The 19,725-nt window shown below is 59.3% G+C and carries 16 protein-coding genes and 1 pseudogene; 10 read left to right on the top strand and 7 right to left on the bottom strand.

The features are described from left to right. Window positions 1-7: 7 nt before the first annotated feature. From AKV04_RS18050 to AKV04_RS18020, 7 genes are read left to right on the top strand one after another with little or no spacing between them, the layout of a single operon-like run. Window positions 8-1,000, top strand: a complete 993-nt coding sequence (locus AKV04_RS18050) for an ABC transporter ATP-binding protein (RefSeq protein ID WP_054007811.1) — start codon at window positions 8-10, stop codon at window positions 998-1,000. Beyond that, a complete protein-coding gene (locus AKV04_RS18045; RefSeq protein WP_054007810.1) occupies window positions 997-2,013 on the top strand; it encodes an ABC transporter ATP-binding protein in 1,017 nt (338 codons plus the stop codon). The genes AKV04_RS18050 and AKV04_RS18045 overlap by 4 nt, the downstream gene beginning before the upstream one ends. After that, window positions 2,010-3,434: an ABC transporter substrate-binding protein gene (locus tag AKV04_RS18040; protein WP_054007809.1), complete on the top strand. Its 1,425-nt coding sequence runs from the start codon at window positions 2,010-2,012 to the stop codon at window positions 3,432-3,434. Before AKV04_RS18045 ends, AKV04_RS18040 begins: the two co-directional genes overlap by 4 nt. After that, on the top strand, window positions 3,427-4,866 hold the full coding sequence (locus tag AKV04_RS18035) for an amidohydrolase family protein (protein WP_054007808.1): 1,440 nt from the start codon (window positions 3,427-3,429) through the stop codon (window positions 4,864-4,866). Before AKV04_RS18040 ends, AKV04_RS18035 begins: the two co-directional genes overlap by 8 nt. 16 nt (window positions 4,867-4,882) lie before the next feature. After that, window positions 4,883-5,557 carry an aspartate/glutamate racemase family protein gene (locus AKV04_RS18030; RefSeq protein ID WP_054007807.1) on the top strand — a complete coding sequence of 225 codons (675 nt, stop codon included), beginning with the start codon at window positions 4,883-4,885 and terminating at the stop codon, window positions 5,555-5,557. Between the two features lie 5 nt (window positions 5,558-5,562). Next, the gene (locus AKV04_RS18025; RefSeq protein ID WP_054007806.1) at window positions 5,563-6,486 is read left to right on the top strand and encodes a dihydrodipicolinate synthase family protein; all 924 of its coding nucleotides are present in this window, start codon (window positions 5,563-5,565) and stop codon (window positions 6,484-6,486) included. After that, the gene (locus tag AKV04_RS18020) at window positions 6,486-7,256 is read left to right on the top strand and encodes an SDR family oxidoreductase (RefSeq protein ID WP_054007805.1); all 771 of its coding nucleotides are present in this window, start codon (window positions 6,486-6,488) and stop codon (window positions 7,254-7,256) included. The genes AKV04_RS18025 and AKV04_RS18020 overlap by 1 nt, the downstream gene beginning before the upstream one ends. Window positions 7,257-7,268: 12 nt before the next feature. On the opposite strand, the gene AKV04_RS18015 is transcribed toward AKV04_RS18020, so the two are convergent. After that, window positions 7,269-8,114, bottom strand: coding sequence for a PhzF family phenazine biosynthesis protein (locus tag AKV04_RS18015; protein WP_054007804.1), 846 nt, complete (start codon window positions 8,112-8,114; stop codon window positions 7,269-7,271). Window positions 8,115-8,235: 121 nt separating this feature from the next. Beyond that, window positions 8,236-8,842 (bottom strand): annotated as a pseudogene (locus AKV04_RS25720) (IS5/IS1182 family transposase); the annotation flags it as partial. 513 nt (window positions 8,843-9,355) lie between these two features. On the opposite strand from AKV04_RS25720, the gene AKV04_RS18000 reads away from it, so the two are divergent. From AKV04_RS18000 to AKV04_RS17990, 3 genes are all read left to right on the top strand, one after another. Further along, entirely contained in the window at window positions 9,356-12,394 is a 3,039-nt protein-coding gene (locus AKV04_RS18000) for an aminotransferase class III-fold pyridoxal phosphate-dependent enzyme (RefSeq protein ID WP_054007802.1), read from the top strand. Between the two features lie 98 nt (window positions 12,395-12,492). Beyond that, a complete protein-coding gene (locus tag AKV04_RS17995) occupies window positions 12,493-13,548 on the top strand; it encodes a DmpA family aminopeptidase (protein WP_215905434.1) in 1,056 nt (351 codons plus the stop codon). Then, window positions 13,520-14,344, top strand: coding sequence for a M55 family metallopeptidase (locus AKV04_RS17990; protein WP_054007800.1), 825 nt, complete (start codon window positions 13,520-13,522; stop codon window positions 14,342-14,344). The genes AKV04_RS17995 and AKV04_RS17990 overlap by 29 nt, the downstream gene beginning before the upstream one ends. A 53-nt stretch (window positions 14,345-14,397) precedes the next feature. Here the strand turns inward: AKV04_RS17990 and AKV04_RS17985 are convergent, their stop codons facing one another. The 5 genes from AKV04_RS17985 to AKV04_RS17965 all read right to left on the bottom strand — a co-directional run bounded on the left by AKV04_RS17985 (window position 14,398) and on the right by AKV04_RS17965 (window position 19,697). Further along, entirely contained in the window at window positions 14,398-15,351 is a 954-nt protein-coding gene (locus tag AKV04_RS17985) for an ATP-binding cassette domain-containing protein (RefSeq protein ID WP_054007799.1), read from the bottom strand. Further along, window positions 15,348-16,283, bottom strand: a complete 936-nt coding sequence (locus AKV04_RS17980; protein ID WP_082351726.1) for an ABC transporter ATP-binding protein — start codon at window positions 16,281-16,283, stop codon at window positions 15,348-15,350. The genes AKV04_RS17985 and AKV04_RS17980 overlap by 4 nt, the downstream gene beginning before the upstream one ends. Further along, window positions 16,280-17,002, bottom strand: a complete 723-nt coding sequence (locus AKV04_RS17975; protein ID WP_202905653.1) for an ABC transporter permease — start codon at window positions 17,000-17,002, stop codon at window positions 16,280-16,282. The genes AKV04_RS17980 and AKV04_RS17975 overlap by 4 nt, the downstream gene beginning before the upstream one ends. A 95-nt stretch (window positions 17,003-17,097) precedes the next feature. Further along, window positions 17,098-18,033: an ABC transporter permease gene (locus tag AKV04_RS17970; protein ID WP_054007797.1), complete on the bottom strand. Its 936-nt coding sequence runs from the start codon at window positions 18,031-18,033 to the stop codon at window positions 17,098-17,100. Between the two features lie 65 nt (window positions 18,034-18,098). Beyond that, the gene (locus AKV04_RS17965) at window positions 18,099-19,697 is read right to left on the bottom strand and encodes an ABC transporter substrate-binding protein (protein ID WP_054007796.1); all 1,599 of its coding nucleotides are present in this window, start codon (window positions 19,695-19,697) and stop codon (window positions 18,099-18,101) included. Window positions 19,698-19,725: the final 28 nt, after the last annotated feature.

The raw sequence follows: 19,725 nt of genomic DNA, 5'->3' as shown, positions 1-19,725 counted from the left end.
GTGCGCCATGACAACTGAGATGCAGCCCTTGTTGCGCGTGCGCGAACTGCGCACATGGTTCCACACCTTTTCGGGCATCGTGAAGGCGGTGAACGGCGTCAGCTTTGATCTTGCTGCGGGCGAGGTGATGGGGCTGGTGGGGGAATCCGGCGGCGGCAAGTCGGTGGTGGGATATTCCCTGCTGGGCCTGATTGATCCGCCGGGCAAGATTGAGAGCGGGTCCATCCTGTTTGATGGGGAAGAACTGGCCAACGCGCCGGAGCGGCGACTGCGCGAGATCCGGGGTCGCGAGATCGCGATGATCTTTCAAGACCCGATGACTTCGCTGAACCCGGTGCACACCGTCGGCCGCCAGATGGACGAGATGCTGCGCCTGCACACCGAACTGGACAAGAAGGCGCGGCGGCAGCGCTGTGTCGAAATGCTGGAAAGCGTGGGGATTGCCCGCGCGGAGGAGCGACTGGAAAGCTACCCGCACCAGTTTTCCGGCGGGATGCGGCAGCGTGTGGTCATCGCCATTGCCCTGTTGGCAAAGCCCCGGCTGATCATCGCGGATGAGCCAACAACCGCGCTGGATGTCACCATTCAGGCGCAGATCCTGCGGCTGATGCGGCGGGAAATCCGTCAGCAGGGCGCGTCGCTGATCCTTGTGACGCATGATCTGGCCGTGGTGGCCGAGATGGTGGACAAGATCACCGTTCTGTATTGCGGGCGCGTGGTGGAAACCGGGCCCGTGCGGCAGGTGCTGGAAGCGCCCGCGCATCCCTACACACGCGGGTTGATTGATTCCATCCCCGACCCGGCGCATCGCTTGCCCCGGCTGCGCCAGATCCCCGGCACGGTGCCGGATATCCGCGCCCTGCCAAAAGGATGTGCCTTCCGCGCCCGCTGTTCGGGTGCGGCGGCGATCTGTTCCGAGGTGGAGCCTTCGCTTGTGGCCCGGGCAGAGGGTCAGAGTGCCGCCTGTCACTTTCCGCTTGTCTCAGGAGAAACCGCATGACCGCGATGCTTGAGGTGCAAGATCTGCGGCAAGAGTTCCGCCTGAACCCCGGCCTGCTGGACCGGATCAGCATGAAGGGCGGGCGGCTGCATCTGCAGGACCGGATCGTCAGCGCGGTGAGCGGTGTCAGTTTCTCTATCGCCAAGAGGGAAGTTTTGGCGCTGGTGGGGGAATCCGGTTGTGGGAAATCGACCGTAGCCAAGGCGATTGCCCGGATCTACCGCCCGACCGCTGGCAATATCCGGCTGGATGGACAGGACATTGCCAGCCTGTCGCAGGCAGAATTGCTCCCTTATCGATCTAAGATGCAGATGATCTTTCAAGACCCGTTCGCCTCGCTTGATCCCCGCCAGAAGGTGCGCGACATCGTGGCGGAACCCCTGCGTGCCCAATCCGGGTTAGCATCGGGCGAGGTCGCGGAGCGGGTGGCGGCGCTGCTGGCAAAGGTCGGACTGAACACCGAACACGCGGGGCGCTATCCGCACCAGTTTTCCGGCGGGCAGCGGCAACGCATCGGCATCGCGCGGGCGCTTTCGGTCAATCCCGGCCTGATCATCGCGGATGAGCCGGTGTCGGCGCTGGATGTTTCGGTGCAGGCGCAAATCCTGAATCTGATGATGGATCTGCGCGACGAATTCGGGCTGGCCTATCTGTTCATCAGCCATGACCTTTCGGTGGTGCATCACATCGCCGACCGGATCGGGGTGATGTATCTGGGCTTTCTGGTGGAAACCGCACCGCGTGACCGGCTGTTTGCCATGCCGCGCCATCCCTATACCCGTGCGCTTTTGTCGGCGGCGCCCAGCATCAACCCCACCCGCTCCCGGCCCGAGATCGAATTGCAGGGCGAGGTTCCGAGCGCATTGGCCCTGCCCAGCGGCTGCTGTTTCCGCACACGCTGCCCCTATGCCTGGGACCGGTGCGCGCAGGAGCGCCCGGCGCTGCGCGACATGGGCGACGGCCAATCCGTCGCCTGCCATCTGACTGACGAGCCGCAAAGGGACATGCCATGACCGCCCCTATCACGATTCTGCAGCGCCGGGCCGATTTGGTCGACCCGCATGATTGCACTGATGCTGCGGATGATCTGGCGATCCTATCGGCGGTGGCCGAAACGCTGGTGCGGCGTGTCGGTCAGTACTTTGCCCCGCAGCTTGCCGAAAGCTGGACGCTGAGTGCGGATGCCTGCGTCTGGGAATTCACCTTGCGCGAAGGCGCGGTGTTTCAGGATGGCACGCCCTGCGATGCGGCAGCGGTGGCGCAATCGTTGCAGCGCATGGCGCGGGAGGACAAAGGCTATACCCTGGGGGCACCTGCGGTATGGCGTCAGTATCTGGGCGCTGCGGATATTCAGATGCAGGGGCGGCAGCTTTGCATCCGGCTTGCCGAACCGATGGCGGATTTGCTGGATGTGCTGGTGCAAGGCTTCATCCTGTCGCCGGACACTCTGGCGCGCATGGATGCGGGCGATCTGGCTGCGATGGCGGGAACCGGGGTTTATCGAGTGGCAGGGGCTAGTCCCGGCCGGGTTCACCTGACTGCAGCGGCGAGCGGATCAGCGGCACCGGATCTGATATTTCAAGCTATGCCCGATGCCGGGGCACGGGCCGATGCGGTGCGGGTGGGCGTGGCGCAGGTGGCCACCAATCTGCCCTATGGGGTGGATCTCGGGCCTCGTGTGACGCGCGTTGAAACGCTGAACCCGGTGGCTATCATCTTCCTGATGAATGCGGCGAGAGGCCCGTTGACCGACAGCCGCCTGCGCCGCGCGTTGGATCTGGCGCTGGACCGTGACGCGCTTGTCCAAGATGTGATGGGGGGGGGAGCGACCCCGCTTTATGGCTTTATCAGCCCGGTGCATTTCGGCGCTGGCCGCGATCCTGCCCCGCTGCCCAATCTGGATTTGGCCAAAGCCCTGATGGCCGAGGCCGGGTTTGCGGAGGGGCTGATGTTGGGTGTGTCTTGCCCGACCCGTCTGCCGGATGAGGCGGTGCGGCTGACGGCGGCGCTGGCCGCGCAGTTGGCGTTGATCGGGGTCACGTTGGACGTAACCTATCATGAGGACCGCGAAGCCTACGCGCATATGGTCCGCCGCAAGGAAATCCGGGATCTGGCGGTGTTCGATTCCAGCCCACTTTCCACCTACCGGGTTCTGGTTGAAAAGCTGGATGCGCGGGTGAAAGGGTCGTGGTGGGAGGGCTATCACAACCCGCAACTGGAGGCGTTGATAGATCAGGGCCGCGCTTGCGTTGACCCTGCGGTGCGGGCGGCGATCTATGCGCAGGCCTATGCCGTCATGCAGGTCGATCCGGCATGGCTGACCCTTTACAATCCGGTGCGTGTGACTGGGCTTGCCGGGCAACATCCCAATTTTGTGCTGGGCACGGATGCCGTGTTGGACGTAACCCAACTGCCGCAGGTGACACATGGCTGATCTTCTGATCTCGGGGGCAACCCTAATCACGATGGACCCGGCCCGCCGGGTGATCCGCGACGGCTCTGTGGCCATAGCGGGGGGAAAAATCATTGCCATCGGTCCGAAGCATGAGGTGGAGCGCGACCACTCAGCCGCGGAAGTGATCAATGCGTCTGGCAAAGTGATGTTGCCGGGTCTGATTGACGTGCATGCCCATGCAGGGCATGGGTTGATCAAAACCATGGGGATGGAGCAAGCGAACCATTGGGAAGAGATGTGCGGCGCGGTTTACACCACCGCCTCACCGCCCGAATTCTGGTATGCCGAGGCACGGCTGGCTGCGCTGGAACGTTTGCGCTTTGGTGTGACCTGCGGGGTGTCACTGTTGGGCGGCGGTGACACGATCATGCGCACCGACGACCCCGCGTATGGCTCTGCCCATTGCGAAGGGGTGGCCCAGGTCGGCACGCGGTCGGTGGTGGCCATCGGCCCGACCCGCGCACCGCATCCGCGCCTGTATGCCGCCGCCGACGGCACCGCGCCCTATCCCGTCAGCTTTGAGCGTCAGATGCAAACCTGCATGGTGCTTCTGGATCGCTGGCATGGCGTGCAGACGCTTGAAATCGCCATGCTCTATCCGGTTCTGCGGGATGAGCATGAAGCCTCCATGCCCGCCACCGACTATGAGGATGCCTGCCGTCAGGCGCAGGCGGTACGCGCCCTCTCGCGTGAGCGGGGTGTGGTGTTTACGCAAGACGGCCACGCCCGCGGATCGGTGCGGCGGGCGCAGGGCCTTGGGCTGCTTGGCCCGGATGCGCTGTTGTCGCATTGCATTGGGCTGCATGACGACGAAATCCTGCTCTGTGCTGAAACCCAAACGCGCATTGCGCACAACCCTTCGGCCATCGCCTCCATTCTGGGGCGTTGTCCGGCAATCGAATTGATGGAGGCGGGGGCCGTTGTGGCGATCGGCTCTGACGCCACGGCGCCGGATCGTTCGGGCGATATGTTCCGCCATATGCAGCAGGCCATGCACTATCACCGCCGCCACTTCCGCGATCCGCTCGTGCTGCCGCCTGGCAAGGCGCTGGAAATGGTGACGATTGATGCAGCCAAGGCCTTGGGGATGGAGGACCGCATCGGCTCGCTTGAGCCGGGCAAGGCGGCGGATCTTATCCTGATCGACATGCAGCGCCCGCATCTGCACCCGGTCAACATGGAGCCCTTCCGGGTGATCTACTTTGCCAATGGCAATGATGTGGACACCGTGCTGATTGGCGGCAAAGTGTTGCTCCAGAAGGGCAGAGCAGTTCACACGGATGAGGCGGCCGTGCTGGCCGATGCCCAACGGGAGGCCGAACGGATGATTGACCGGATCGGCGCGCAAGACATGCTGGGGATACCAGCGGGATTCTGGGGCCGGACCCGCTATCCGGCAGGCGCGACGTGAAAAGGAAAGGGCGCACATGACCATCTACATCATCAACCCGAACTCCAGCCGAGTTGTCACCGACGGCATCGACCGCGCGATGGAGCCGTTGCGCGCCGCAAGCCCGGTGCCGATTGCGGCGATCCAGCTTGACGAAGGCCCAAGGGGGATCGAGACGCAGGCCCATGTCGATGGCGTGGTGACGCCGCTTCTGGCGCGTGCGGCGGCATTGGAGTCGGGGGCTTCGGCCTTTGTCACCGCGTGCTTTTCCGACCCCGGCCTTGCCGCCTTGCGCGAACAAAGCAGCCATCCGGTGCTGGGCATTGCTGAAAGCGCCATTCTGACAGCGATGACGATCGGCCAACGGTTCGGCATCCTGTCGATCCTGTCGCGGTCCGTGCCGCGTCACATGCGGATGCTGGGCGCGATGGGAGTGATGGACCGCCTCGCCGCCGATTTGCCGCTAGAACTCGGTGTCGCCGACTTGACAGACCGCAACCGCACGTTTGACCGGTTGCGCAGCATTGGCACGCAGTTGCGCGATGCCCATGGGGCCGAGGTTCTGATCCTTGGTTGTGCGGGCATGACCAGCTACCGCGCCGATCTATCCGAAGCCCTTAGTCGCCCCGTGGTCGAACCCTGCGAGGCTGCCGCCGCCATGGCCATTGGGCGCGTCGCCCTTGCCCGCGCCTATCACACGACAAAAGGATAATCCCTGTGACCTTAATTAACGAAACCGCGCAGGGCGTCTATGTCATTGCTGTGACCCCATTCCATGCCGATGGCGCGATTGATCTTGAAAGCACCGACCGGATGGTGGATTTCTACCTGTCAGCAGGGGCAACGGGGTTGACTGTGCTGGGCATGATGGGTGAGGCGCAAAAGCTGACCATCGAGGAGTCGCAAACCATCGTCCGCCGCATTCTGGCGCGGGTGGCGGGCCGGGTTCCGGTGGTGGTCGGCGTGTCGGCCCCCGGCTTTGCGCAGATGGCCGCCTTGACAGACACGGTCATGGCCGATGGCGCGGCGGGGGTGATGATCGCACCACCCTCGGCCTTGCGCACCGATGACCAGATCGTCACCTATTACATGCAGGCGGCAGGCTTCATCGGCGATGCGCCGTTCGTGTTGCAGGATTTCCCTTTGGTGACGAATGTGCAGATGTCGGTTCCGGTGATCCGGCGCATTGTGAACGAATTGCCAAGCTGCGTTTGTCTAAAGCATGAGGACTGGCCGGGGCTGGACAAGATAACAGCGCTGCGGGCCGAGGGATCCCTGAACCGCCGCATCTCAATCTTGTGCGGCAACGGCGGCATGTTCCTGCCCGAAGAAATGAGCCGGGGGGCCGATGGGGCGATGACCGGCTTTGCTTATCCCGAAATGATGGTCGATGTGGTGCGCCACATGCAGGCCGGGGAGGCAGACCGCGCGCAGGATCTGTTTGACGCCTATCTGCCGCTTGCCCGCTATGAACAGCAGCCGGGCATCGGGCTTGCAGTGCGTAAATACACCATGGCACGGCGCGGCGTCATCGCAAGCGGCGCGCTGCGTCGCCCCGGAGGCGCGCTGAACGCCGCCACCATCGCCGAGATCGAACGTTTGATCCGGCGGCAGGAACATCGTCTGAAGGAACTGAACTGATGGATTTGAAGATTGCCGGCAAGCGCGCGTTAGTGATGGGGGCAAGCCGTGGCCTTGGCCGCGCGGTGGCTGAAGGGTTGCTGGCCGAAGGCGTCGAAGTGATCGCCGTTTCCCGCAATGCCAAGACCATTCAGGAGTGGGCCGGGGAGGCACCGGGGCTGACGGCGCTCTCCGCCGATTTGTCTGACCTCGCCTCGGTTGAGGCGCTGATCGCTGCGGTTCTTGACCGGGGCGGGGTGGATATCCTTGTCAACAACTCCGGCGGGCCAGCGCCGGGGGCGGCCGCCACGGCGCGGCGCGGCGAATGGTTGGCGCAGTTCGAGGCGATGGCCGCCAATCTGTTCCATCTGACGGCGCAAGTGTTGCCCGGAATGCGCAGCCGCAAATGGGGGCGCGTCATCACCATCGCCTCGTCGGGTGTGGAACAGCCGATCCCTAATCTTGCCCTGTCCAACGGCATTCGGGCGGCGGTGGTCGGCTGGTCCAAGACGCTGGCCGCCGAGGTCGCCGCCGAAGGGGTCACCGTGAACATCGTGATGCCCGGGCGCATCCAGACAACCCGCGTGGCGGAACTGGACGCCGCCGCGGCCAAGCGCACAGACAGCACGGTTGAGGCAGTGCAAAAGGCCTCCGCTGCAGTGATCCCCGCCGGGCGCTATGGCAGTCCCGAGGAATTCGCCGCGATGGTGGTATTTCTGACGTCCGATCAGGCGTCCTATGTCACCGGCAGCCGTTTGCGGGTGGATGGCGGTGCGATCCGGTCCATCTGATCGCGGGGGGCGTTACAGCCGCACCTTGCCGTCAATCAGGATATGGGTGCGGCCCGCCACCAGAACCTGCCCGGAGCCTTGCGCGCCGGGCAGCAGATGTACCTGCCCGATCCGGGCCACCTTGACGCCCTGCGCGATGATGGTGGGTTGAGCGAGCCGCCCATGCGACAGCAGCCACATTCCCACGGCCGCATTCAGCGATCCGGTGATCGGGTCTTCAAAGCCCGGGGTGCGTTCGGATAACATGCGGATGTCAAACTGACTGGCGGCATTGGCTGGGCTGGCGGCCAGCAGACCGATGCCAAGCCCCGGCAGCGTCGCCACCTTTGCCGCAGAAACCGCCAGAACTGCTGCCGCCTCGTCCAGTTCCAACAGATGCCAGAGCGAGCCATTGTCCAGAATGACGGCGCTTTTCAGCATTTCCGGCGCGATCCCAAGCGCGGCTAGCACCTGTGCCTGCAGGTCGGCGGGCATTGGGTTGATCCGTGTGGGCGGGGCGACAAATCCGGGCAAGGGACCACGGTTGTCGATGGTGACATTGCCGATGTTACATTCCTGAACCACCAGCCCGCCACGTTTTGGCACACCGCCCGCATGAAGCCAGGCCGCACAACTGCCCAGCGTTGGATGCCCGGCAAAGGCCAGCTCCCGCATTGGGGTGAAGATGCGTAACTTGTAATCGGCGTCAGGGTGGGTGGGCGGCAACAGATACGTGGTTTCCGAAAGATTGGTCCAGGCGGCAAAATCTTGCATGACCTGATCATCAAGGCCAGTGCCCTCAACAACCACCGCCAAGCCGTTGCCCTTCAATGGAATTTCGCTAAACACATCGCATTGGACCAAGCGCCGTTCCCGCATGATTTTCGTTTCCTTAAGAGCCTTGCTTCGCCGCTGGAATCTACCACCAGGCGCCACCGATCTTCAAGCGGCTTCTACACTACCATGGTCGATCCTGAACGACGCGTCATGCTGCCAACGTCTAATAGCGATTGGTCTGGTGTGGTCTGTAGGCGGGCAATATGCCCGCAATGATGAGGGACAAAAGTGCCGTGAAGTGGGCGAGGATCTTTCGGATGTTCTGGCCGCAACCGCACAGCACCGCAAAGAGGGCGTCCTTTTCCCGGCAGGGCATGCTTGGCATGCCCGAGAGGGGCCGATGGTGCCTTTCAGGGGGCAACGTGCAAGGCGGCCATCGGATTTCATGTGCCCTTTCTCAGGCTTGATGGCGCTGCGGCGGCGGAGATCAGCGACAAGCTTGGGCGTCAGTCCGCGTCTGGTTCCGCTGATGAGCACGCGAGTTTTGTCCACGCCATGACCACGATAACCACGGTCAACCAAGGCAAGGTCGGGCCTGTGGTTAGTCAGGATTTCCACCTGTCCCAGCGCCGGGGCCAACGTATGCCGTCATAGGGATTGCCAGAAAAGCTGCGCATGCCGACCACGAAGCCCTCGTCCGGCGTGGCGGCAATGCTGACCTTGCAGCAGAATTCATACCGCACCCGCGCTTCGCCCTTTGATATGCAGTCAGCCTGCAGCTCATGAAGGGCGTAGATCTTGTCGCTGCCTTTGGGCTGTTGGTGAAGCAGTGTAACCTTAATGCTATGGTCAAAGGTGGGTGCCCACCTCATGCTGCAAACCCGTACGCGCACACTCGACGGTACGCTGCGCACAAAATTCCAGCAATGGTACCCCGGCATGAAATCAGACAGAGAAATCAAGGTGGCAGCGTGACTGCCCCACGTTTTGGGGTACTCTGCAAAACACAGCAAACAAGATCACCGGTTTCGGATGGTGTACGCCTCTGAAATCAATTACCATTGTGCTCAAACCGCGCGCTTTTTTCTCTCGACGTATTCAGTAACATCAGCTGACCGTCGGGATACTCAAAAGTTTGCGACAGAGCCAAAGCGGGCTGATAAAGGGCAACACGCCCGCAATCGAAATATACAAGTCTTGACCGAGGCCTGAAGCCCGGACCATAACCCTCAGGTGGGTCAGTTCTCGATGGAAATCCACGGGTCAGTTTTGCCTGCAAATTAACAAATTTTCTTGGATAATGGAAATTTATAGACAGGTGGGGACAATAATTGAGGGTTGAAATGACGGCAAATTGGCAGAGCGTTTTGCAAGAAGTTTGGGGAATAACGGCCCAACTCAGCCCACTTGATGGTGAGTTTGATCTCAACTTCCTTGCAACCGGCACGCACGATTTTGTGCTTAAAGTCATGCGCCAAGGCTGCGAAGCCGACTTCATCGACCTACAATGCCGAGCGTTTGATCACATCGCGATGAATGCGCCCAATGTCACCGTTCCGCGTGTCGTAAGAACCCGCGCTGGCGCACTTTTTACGGCCGTGCCTGATGAAAGTGGCATTGCCCGTCATGTCTGGCTTTTAGAGAGAGTCAAAGGGCGCACATACGCGAAGTTTCTGCCCCATAGCCCAGCATTGTTGGCAAATATTGGCCATTCTGTCGGCGCGATGGGACTGGCATTGACGAATTTCAAGCATCCGGCCCTGTCACGAGATTTCAAGTGGAACCTCACCCAAGCCGATTGGATCGCGCACAAACTTCACCTTGTCGCTGATGCAAAACGTCATGATCTGCTGAGGGGTATTCTTGCGGATTTTCGTGCCATCTTGTCGGATCTGCAAAGCCTGCCTCAAATCGCGATCCACAATGACGTAAATGATTACAATCTCCTTGTTGACGGCTCTTTGACGACGGCCCCGCATGTCTCGGGCATCTTAGATCTGGGGGATATGTGCGCCAGCCCGCGGATCTGCGATCTTGCAATCACGTGTGCCTATATTGTGCTTGGGCATTCTTCGCCGGAACAAGCGTTGGAGAATGTTGTTGCGGGCTATCATGCCGCCTATCCCCTGACGGCTGCAGAGGTCGATATGATCTGGCCTCTGTTGCGCATGCGCCTTGCTGTCAGCGTGGTGAATTCGACCGAAATGGCTTTGGCCAAGCCGGATGATCCCTATGTAACCATCTCACAAGCACCGGCATGGGCGTTTCTTGAATCTGGTCTGGTCAATCCGGGTTTGGTTGCCAAGCGCCTACGCGCAGTCTGCGGGCTTCCTGTCACCGACGCTGCTCCGAGGATCCTGGACTGGCTCGACAAAAACCGCGGCCGTTTTGCGCCCATCATGGGTGCGGATTTGACCGCTGCTCCGATGGGGTCGCTTTCGGTTGAAAACTCGACTAGCCCGCGGAACCCGTTTGATTTGCCATTGGCCGAGGCCGCCTTGATCGGGCAAGAGTTTGAAGACAACGGCCGTATCTGGCTAGGCTACTATAACGAGCCGCGCCTGATCTATACCGCGTCCGCCTTCCGGCGCGGGCCGTGGAAAGCATCAAACCGGCGGACCGTGCATCTGGCCATCGACGCCTTTGGTCCCGCACAAACCGTGCTTTACGCCCCAATGGATGCCACCGTGCATGTTGTGGAAAACCGGCCGGACCATCTTGATTACGGCGGCGTTGTCATCTTGCGGCACGAAACGCCGAGCGGTGACGCGTTCTTCTCGCTCTATGGCCATCTGAACCCCGAGGTCTGTCAAAAGCTGCGGATCGGCCAACCGCTTGCCAAGGGCGAGGCATTTGCCCGTCTTGGCGATGTGACCCAGTCGGGCGGTTGGGCGCCGCATGTCCATTTCCAGCTTGCCCTTACCACGGATGGCATGGGTCAGGACTGGCCGGGGGTCGCGGACCCAGACGAGATGGGTCTGTGGGGGGCGATCTGCCCCAATCCTGCGGCTTTGATGAACCTGTCCGACGACAAGGTGGCCTATCAACCGATCGACAAAAAGCAAATTCTGGCCAAGCGGCAAGAGCTTTTCGGGCGCAACCTCAAGCTCAGCTATGCTGACCCCGTCATGCTTTTGCGCGGCTGGCAGCACCATTTGTTCGATGAATGGGGCCGCCCGTATCTGGACGCCTATAACAACGTCCCCCATGTCGGCCATGCCCACCCGCGCATTCAGGCGGTGGCGGCAGATCAGCTGAGGCGAATGAACTCTAACACCCGATACCTGCATCCGGCACAATCGGCCTTTGCCGAGAAAATCATCTCGAAAATGCCGGACGGGCTTTCGGTTTGTTTCTTTGTCAATTCTGGTTCCGAGGCGAACGAGCTTGCCCTTCGGCTCGCGCGCGCCAAATCGGGCGGTAAAGACATTATCACGCCCGATCACGGCTATCACGGAAATACGACCGGCGCGATTGACATATCGGCCTACAAATTCAATGCCAAAGGCGGCGTTGGTCAACCCGACTGGGTGCAACTGGTCGAAGTGGCCGACGACTATCGCGGTAGCTTTCGGCGGGATGACCCTGATCGAGCGGAAAAGTTTGCGACAATGGTTGATCCGGCACTGGACGCGATTGTCAAGCGGGGCGGAAAGCTTGCCGGGTTCATCGCCGAGACATTTCCCAGTGTTGGTGGGCAGATCATTCCGCCAAAGGGCTACCTTGCAGGTGTTTACCGGCGCATTCGTGCCGCCGGCGGCGTTTGCATTGCGGACGAGGTGCAAACTGGTTTGGGCCGGTTGGGTGACTACTACTTTGGTTTCGAACAACAAGAGGTGCTGCCCGACATCGTAGTATTGGGCAAACCCATCGGCAACGGGCATCCACTGGGCGTTGTTGTCACCACCCATGCTATTGCCGATGCCTTTGCACACGGGCCGGAATACTTTTCTACGTTTGGCGGCTCCACCCTGTCTTGCCGGATGGGCAAAGAGGTGCTGGATATCGTGGATGATGAAGGGCTAATGGAAAATGCCCGCCTTATGGGTGCCAACCTGCTGAACGGCCTAAGAGACCTGCAACGCCGGCATGAGGTGATTGGCGATGTCCGAGGGTATGGCCTTTTCATCGGTGTTGATTTGGTCGAGGATCCGAAGACCCGCGCTCCCGGATCCCAGATTGCCGACTACGTCAAAAACCGCATGCGCGAGCATCGTATTTTGATTGGATGCGAAGGGCCATTTGACAACATCCTCAAAATCCGTCCACCACTGACGATTGATGGCGCGGGTGTCGAGATGATCCTGACAGTGCTTGAGCAGATACTGCGCGAAGTGGACGGTTTCAGAGACGCTGGCGTTAAACAGGCTCTATTTGCTTAAGCACCACTAACATTCAAGTTGCACCTCCCAGCCAAGAACTCCAAGTTTGAGCGTGTCTGCCCGAACTTGGGTAGGAAGATAGATAACAGGATGCCAATTTGACAGATGCGAGATCCTTGGGCCTTTGGGCAGACGGCATGAACGCTCTTTCGCCCGGTCCGCTGAATTCCATCACCGACGTGGCAGGCCTGAGGGTCGGACATCAGACGCTGACAGGCGGCGGGATTGCCACGGGGGTGACCGCAATCATTCCGCATCGTGGTGATATGTTCCGGCAGAAGGTGCGCGCGGGCGTCAGTGTTATCAACGGTTTTGGAAAATCTGTTGGGCTTATGCAGGTCGAAGAACTCGGCACGATAGAAACGCCGATTTTGCTGACCAATACCTTTGGCGTCGCGGCTTGCAGCGACGCGCTGATCCGTCGCGCGATCATGGCTAACCCGGATATCGGGCGGCAGGCATCAACCGTCAATCCGTTAGTGTTTGAGTGTAATGACGGCGCTATCAACGACATACAGGCCTTGGCGGTGCAGCCATCTGATGCTTGGGTGGCATTGAATGGGGCAAACGAGGGGCCTATGCCGCAAGGCTCGGTCGGTGCCGGCACTGGAATGACCGCTTTCGGGTTCAAGGCGGGCATTGGCAGCGCCTCTCGGCGTCTTGAGATTGCAGGGCAAGAGTTTACGCTTGGCGCATTGGTTTTGGCGAACTTTGGCCGATCTGGCGACCTGATACTGCCCGACGGGCGCAGACCGAACCCAAAGAGCACAAATCTGCAAGAAAGGGGATCGGTCATCGTCATTCTGGCCACCAATCTGCCGCTTGCTGATCTCCAGTTGCAACGTGTTGCGCGGCGAGGTGGGGCGGGACTTGCGCGGCTTGGGGCTTTTTGGGGGCATGGTTCAGGTGATATCGCATTGGCCTTTACCACGGCAGACCCGATTGCGCATTCGCCAAGCGGCGCATTTGACAGCGTCCAGCGCCTCAATGATGATCTGATCGATCTGCCTTTTCGGGCGGCGGCCGAGGCAACCCAAGAGGCGGTTCTGAACGCGCTTTGCGCGGCCCGAACGACCCAAGGCCGTGCAGGCCAGGGGCGCGCGGATCTAAAATTTCCATCACTGATTGACTGGGCAATGGCAACGACGCGTTGAAATCTTTATATCAACTGACATCGAAGGCACCGCCGGCATCGCCCATTGGGATGAAGCCGAACGCAGCCATGCCGATTACGAAGAATTTCGCGATCTGATGACGGGCGAGGTTCTGGCCGCCTGCGAGGGAGCGCTTGCCGCAGGTGCCACCGAAGTGGTGATCAAAGATGCGCATGATAGCGGTCAAAACCTCGCCCTTAATCGGCTGCCCGAAAATGTTAAGATCATGCGCGGATGGTCGGGCCACCCGGATGCCATGATGTTTGGCATTGATCCCAGTTTTGCCGCTGCGATCTACACGGACTATCATTCTAAGGCGGTGTTCCAGGCTAATCCTTTGGCCCATAGCACAAACCTGAGGATTTCGCGCCTGATCCTGAACGGCGAGGTTGCGTCAGAATTCACTATGAACTCACTGACTGCCGCGCGTCATACCGTGTCTTCTGTCTTCCTATCCGGCGACGCAGAAATGTGCAGGCATGCCGTGGCACTCGTGCCCGGTATTCACACTGTGGCGACACTGGAAGGCTTCGGGCGCGCTTCGCTTTCGATTTCACCAGCGCGGGCGCGTCAGGCGATCCGCGACGGCGTTGAGAAAGCCTTGAAGACGGCTTCCTCGCACCGAACCCCTGCGGCAGGCGGGCCATTCGAGATCTCCTTGGAATTTGTGACCCCCAGCGATGCTTGGCGCTCTTCGTTTTACCCGGGTGCCTACCTTAACAGCCCAAGGGCAGTTGGGTTCAAGGGAGACACGATCTTTGAAATCCAGCGGGCTTTGCGGTTCTTGACACAATGAAGGATCGAAAACAGCGCGCTTGATCTGATGGCTCAGGTCAAGCGCGAAACGTCTTATGTCGCACAGCGGACAAAATGGTCCGGCGCCACCTCTATCAAGTCGGAGGGGGTCGCGGCGGCATAAACATCAGGGCGATCTGTGGTTTCGGGATGGAAGTAAAACCCTGCAGGGGGCGGCGGGGCCGCCGCCGTCGCGCGATTTCGGTGCGGATGCAAAATGGTGTCAGGATCCGGGATCGTGGCAATCAGCTTGCGGGTATAAGGATGGGTTGGATTGGCAAAGATCGCATCCCAACGCCCTACCTCTACAATTTGGCCGAAATACATCACGGCGACTCGGTCGCTCATATGTTCAACCACACCCAGATCATGGCTGATCATCACAAAGGACAGCGACAGATCCTCTTGTAAATCCAAAAGTAAGTTGATGATTTGTGCCCGAACCGACACATCTAGCGCCGACACGGGTTCGTCCAACATCAAAATACGCGGATCAAGGATCAATGCACGGGCGATACCGATGCGTTGGCGTTGACCGCCAGAAAATTCATGCGCATAACGGGCTGCGTGTTCGGGCAAAAGCCCAACCTTCTTCAAGATATCTGCGATCCGGTCATTTGCTTCGGATTTTGACGCACCGTGCAGGCGCAAGGGCGCTGACAGGGATTGATGGACGGTTTGACGTGGATTGAGAGAGGCATAGGGGTCTTGGAATACCATCTGTGCAATGCGGGCGCGGTCCATCCGGCTAAGGGTCGCATCGCCGATGATGGTTTTTCCATCGACCAGAATATCGCCCGAGGTTGGCGCTTGCAGACCCATCACCGCCAATGCCGTCGTCGACTTGCCGCAACCGGATTCGCCCACGATCGACAAGCATTCACCCTGCGCCAGTGACAGGTTTACCCCGTTCACTGCCCGCAATAGGCGTTTGTTGTGGCCCAGCAGAGAGCCTCCCACCGGAAACTGGACATGCAAGTCGCGGATTTCCAACAAGGGCACGGTCATGCGGCACCGTCCGCCCGCAAGCGCGGGTCGCGTATGGTATTGCGGGGTTGAAAGCAAAACTCTTGCAGCAAGGCTTCGCGGTCTTTTATCAGCCCGTCAATATCAACCAAACGCTGCCGTCCTGCCGCGCCATGGCGAGTGCCAAGCCTGGGCAGGGCGCCGAGCAAACCCTTGGTGTAGGGGTGTCGCGGTGCGGCAAACAGATCATAGGTATCGCGTTCTTCAACCAGCCGCCCCGAATACATCACGCCGACGCGTTGGCACATATTGGCTATCACCCCTAAATCATGTGAAATCATTAAAACGGCGGTCCCGCGCGCGGCGCAAAGTTCGCCGATCAGCTTTAACACCTCATCTTGCACGGTCACATCCAGTGCAGTTGTCGGTTCATCCGCGATCAAAAGGTCAGGGTCACAGGCCAGCGCAATCGCAATCATCACCCGCTGACGCATCCCGCCCGACATCTGATGCGGGTAAGCAAGCACGCGCTCTTCGGGGGCTGGCACCTTGACCGAGGCCAGCGCATCGACGGCCTTGCGCCCCGCCTCTGCCCAGCCCATGCCCCGGTGCAGAACGAACATTTCGGCAATCTGACGGCCCACGGTTTTCAACGGGTTCAGCGCGGTCATCGGTTCTTGGAAAATCATCGCAATCCGCTCACCGCGCAGGCCCCGCATCTCGCGGTCAGACAGGGTTTGCAGGTCGCGGCCTTTGAATAGGATCTGCCCTTTGGACACCTTAAGCGGCTTTTTTAACAGCCGGATCAGTGAGAGCGCGGTCAGGCTTTTGCCCGAACCACTTTCTCCGACCAACCCGAACGCCTCACCGGGCATGATGGAAAAGCTGACGTCTTTGACGATGTCCAGATACCCGTCGCGTTTCGGGATGCCGACGTGCAGGTTCTTCAGCTCTAGCAGGGGGGTGTCGGTCATTGGCGGGTCCGCATGTGGGGGTCGAGATAGTCACGCAATCCATCACCCAAGAGGTTAAAGCCCAACACGGTTATAAAGATCGCAAGGCCCGGAAAAACTGCGGCCCAGGGAGCTACTACGATCAATTCTCGTGCGCCGGTCAACATGCTGCCCCAGCTGGGGAAGGGCGGGCGGATGCCAAGGCCAAGGAAGGACAGCGCCGCCTCAGCCAGCACTGCTGACCCGATCCCAAGTGTGGAAATGACAAGGATTGGACCCACCATATTGGGCAAAAGCTGTGTGGCCATGATGCGGATGTCGCTGTATCCTAGCGTCTGGGCGGCCTGCACATAGCCTTGCCCCTTAAGCGATAGGGTCGAGGATCGTGCTATGCGGCAGGTCCAAGACCAGTTTGTGAGTCCCAGAGCAATCAGCAAGCTGGGAAGGCCCGGCCCAAGGACCGCCATGATGGCAAGCGCGAAGATGAGCGAGGGGATTGCCAGCATAACGTTGGTCAGACCATTGACAAAATCATCCCACCACCCCCCCCAATAGGCGGCGGAAATGCCCAGCGATAGGCCGATGATGGAATTGATAATCTGGCTGACGATCCCTACTGTTAGAGAGATCTGGGCGCCGTATAACACGCGGGTGTAAACATCGCGGCCCTGTTCATCGGTGCCAAACCAAAACTGTCCATTTGGCGCCTCTTCGGCATGCATAAGATTGGCATCAAACACCGGATCTAGCGAGGTCAAATATCCAGCAAACACCGCACCTGTGATGACCAAAAGGGTCAAGACACCACCCAGCCAAAGGTTCAGGTTAAATCGTCTCATGTTTGTTTGATCCGTGGGTCAATTGCGGCATAGATGATATCGACAAAGGTGTTGATAAGCAGGAACCACAGCACGATCACCAAAATGGTCCCTTGCACTACAGGAATATCGCGGATGGAGACGGAATCTATCAGCAGTGACCCAATGCCGGGCCATGAAAAGAGTTTCTCAATCACCACCGCTTGTCCCATCATCGAGCCGAATTGAAGGCCGATGGTAGTGACAACTAAAACCATTACATTGCGCATCAGATGCCAACGGATCACGCGCGAATTGCTCATTCCCTTAGAATGGGCGGTGCGGATAAAATCCTCATTCGTGATTTCCAGAACACCCGCGCGGGTTGTGCGGGCTAATAGGGCCAGCGGCGTGACACCAAGGGTAATCGCTGGCAGGATCAGATATTTCAGATCGCCGCCCCCGTAGCCAAAGCTTGGAAGCCACCCTAAGACCAAAGCAAAGAAATACATCAGCAAAAGGCCTAGCCAGAATTGTGGCATCGACAGGCCAGACACCGCGCCAATCATGGTGATGGAATCCAGCACGCTTCCGGGGCGAAGTGCCGCGATGAAGCCAAGCGGAACACCGATCACGATGGCGAAGACCATTGCCGCAATCGACAGTTTCAACGAGGCCCAGATCCGGTCGTTAATCACGTCCAGGACAGGTTCGCGGGTGCGGAATGAAGTCCCAAGGTCGAAATGTGCAAGTCCTGACAGGTATTCCCAAGCCCGGATGTAGACCGGCTTATCCAGCCCGAACTGTTCGTTCAGACGCGCCAACAGCTCTGGGTCGGATGCGGTTTTGCCGTCGGCCATCAGGCTGGACGCAAAGCTGCCTGGAACGACACTGAAGATCACAAAGATGAGCAGCGCCACTGCGATGATCGTCGGGATCATTTGCAACAAACGCCGCATGGTGAAACGGAGCATCGCTTAACCCTTCTTGGGCTCTGCGGCCCTGAGAGAGGGCCGCAGAGTTTTGGTTACTGCAAGGCTCACTTGCGCGAGTCAGGTGCGGTGTCGTCGATCCAGATATCTTCATAGTTCTGGATAGCGAGTTCGGTCGCATTGGCTTGCAGACCGTGGACCCAAGGCTGATAGGCCATGACCGCCTTGTTATAGTTGAAGAACCAGCTTGGTGCTTCAGCTTGAAGGATGTTATTGGCCTGACGCATCAGGTCGTTCTTTTTGGTTTGGTCTGCTTCTTTGCCAGCCGCTTCAAACAGTTTGTCGAATTCGGAGTTGCTGAAATTTTCATAGTTGCAGACGCTTTGCGGGGTTTTGGAATAGAAGCATTTCAGCACTTCGTAATCATCCGGCCCTGACAGGTTGGACCACATGAACGCTTGGAAGTCTCCCTTTGGGACCACTTCCGCCAGCACCGAGGCCTCAACAGGAACGGCCGTCGCCCGAATGCCCGCGTCTTTCAACATGGGGATAATCGCCTCGACGATGGTCAGGCCCCAGCTTTCGTTTTGCGTGGCTGTAATCGCTACGTCGATCCCATCAGGATAGCCCGCATCTGCCAGCAACTTTTTGGCCAGTTCTACATCGTAAGTCACGGGAACAGCAGCAGGATCATATGACGGAGAAGAGATCGGCAGCCAGCCCGTCGCGCGGTAAGCCTTGTTCTTGACCAACTTATCGATGATGAGATCGGTGTTGATGGCATGAGCAAAAGCTTCGCGGACTTCCTTTTTGTCGAAGGGTGGTTTCTTGGTGTCAAAGCCAACGTGGCGTGTGTAAACCTCAGCCACTTCCAAGATGCCTTTCGACAGTTCAGGATCGGCTTGGTAGGCAACATATTGGGTTGGCCCAAGGATTGATGTGTCAATTTCCTTGTTGCGGAACGCTACATCACGGGCAGAGGCATCCCCCAGCAAAACCACGTTGATCTTGTCAAGGTAAGGCTGGCCTTCTTTGTAGAACTTGTCGAATTTCTCGACAACGACCTTGGAACCGGGGATGTTCTCAACAAACTTGAACGGACCAAGGCCGATTGGGTGCTGGATGAAGGTTGGGTCTTCACCTGCGCCTGCCGGGTAAATTGCGGCGTTGGTGTTCATCAGGGAGTAGCCCGGGTTGGTTGGCACCGTATATGTTATTTCCAGCGTGTTATCGTCAATCTTTTTCAGGCCAGAAATATGCTCAGCGGCGCCGCTTTTATACTCTTCAATGCCTGCGACATCTTGGAAATACCGCGCACCCGGAAAGGCGTTTGACGGTTTGGCGATGCGTTCATAGGAATAGATCAAGTCATCGGCGGTGAAGGGTCTGCCATCGTGGAATGTGACGCCTTGGCGCAAGGAGAAGGTGTATGTCATGCGATCTTCGGATGCCTTCACCTCGGTTGCCAGCTCCAGCTCTGGCTTACCATCGGTGGAATTCCACTGATAAAGGCTGCGATGAATGGCCTTTGCCGGGAATTCGTCTTGGGTGGATGGTGAAGAGTGGATGTCCATCGTCCCAAAGCTCGAACCGTAGGGCGCCACAAAGTTCAGCGTGCCACCGGATTGCGGGGTCACGTCTTGCGCCAGCGCCATGACGGACGTCGCCGCCAGCAGCAATGCGCTAAGTCTCAGGGTTTTCAGCATCGGTTGTATACCTCCCAGTTATATCCGA

The organism is Cypionkella psychrotolerans (assembly GCF_001294535.1).
Taxonomy (GTDB): domain Bacteria; phylum Pseudomonadota; class Alphaproteobacteria; order Rhodobacterales; family Rhodobacteraceae; genus Cypionkella; species Cypionkella psychrotolerans.
Note: the sequence above shows the minus strand (reverse complement) of the source record. Positions and strands in the feature narration are given on the sequence as shown.

Bases quoted from the DNA above. Each gene is read 5' to 3' on its own strand.
- AKV04_RS18050 (WP_054007811.1), top strand. From the start codon at position 8: ATGACAACTGAGATGCAGCCCTTGTTGCGCGTGCGCGAACTGCGCACA.
- AKV04_RS18045 (WP_054007810.1), top strand. From the start codon at position 997: ATGACCGCGATGCTTGAGGTGCAAGATCTGCGGCAAGAGTTCCGCCTG.
- AKV04_RS18040 (WP_054007809.1), top strand. From the start codon at position 2,010: ATGACCGCCCCTATCACGATTCTGCAGCGCCGGGCCGATTTGGTCGAC.
- AKV04_RS18035 (WP_054007808.1), top strand. From the start codon at position 3,427: ATGGCTGATCTTCTGATCTCGGGGGCAACCCTAATCACGATGGACCCG.
- AKV04_RS18030 (WP_054007807.1), top strand. From the start codon at position 4,883: ATGACCATCTACATCATCAACCCGAACTCCAGCCGAGTTGTCACCGAC.
- AKV04_RS18020 (WP_054007805.1), top strand. From the start codon at position 6,486: ATGGATTTGAAGATTGCCGGCAAGCGCGCGTTAGTGATGGGGGCAAGC.
- AKV04_RS18015 (WP_054007804.1), bottom strand. From the start codon at position 8,114: ATGCGGGAACGGCGCTTGGTCCAATGCGATGTGTTTAGCGAAATTCCA.
- AKV04_RS18000 (WP_054007802.1), top strand. From the start codon at position 9,356: ATGACGGCAAATTGGCAGAGCGTTTTGCAAGAAGTTTGGGGAATAACG.
- AKV04_RS17985 (WP_054007799.1), bottom strand. From the start codon at position 15,351: ATGACCGTGCCCTTGTTGGAAATCCGCGACTTGCATGTCCAGTTTCCG.
- AKV04_RS17980 (WP_082351726.1), bottom strand. From the start codon at position 16,283: ATGACCGACACCCCCCTGCTAGAGCTGAAGAACCTGCACGTCGGCATC.
- AKV04_RS17970 (WP_054007797.1), bottom strand. From the start codon at position 18,033: ATGCTCCGTTTCACCATGCGGCGTTTGTTGCAAATGATCCCGACGATC.
- AKV04_RS17965 (WP_054007796.1), bottom strand. From the start codon at position 19,697: ATGCTGAAAACCCTGAGACTTAGCGCATTGCTGCTGGCGGCGACGTCC.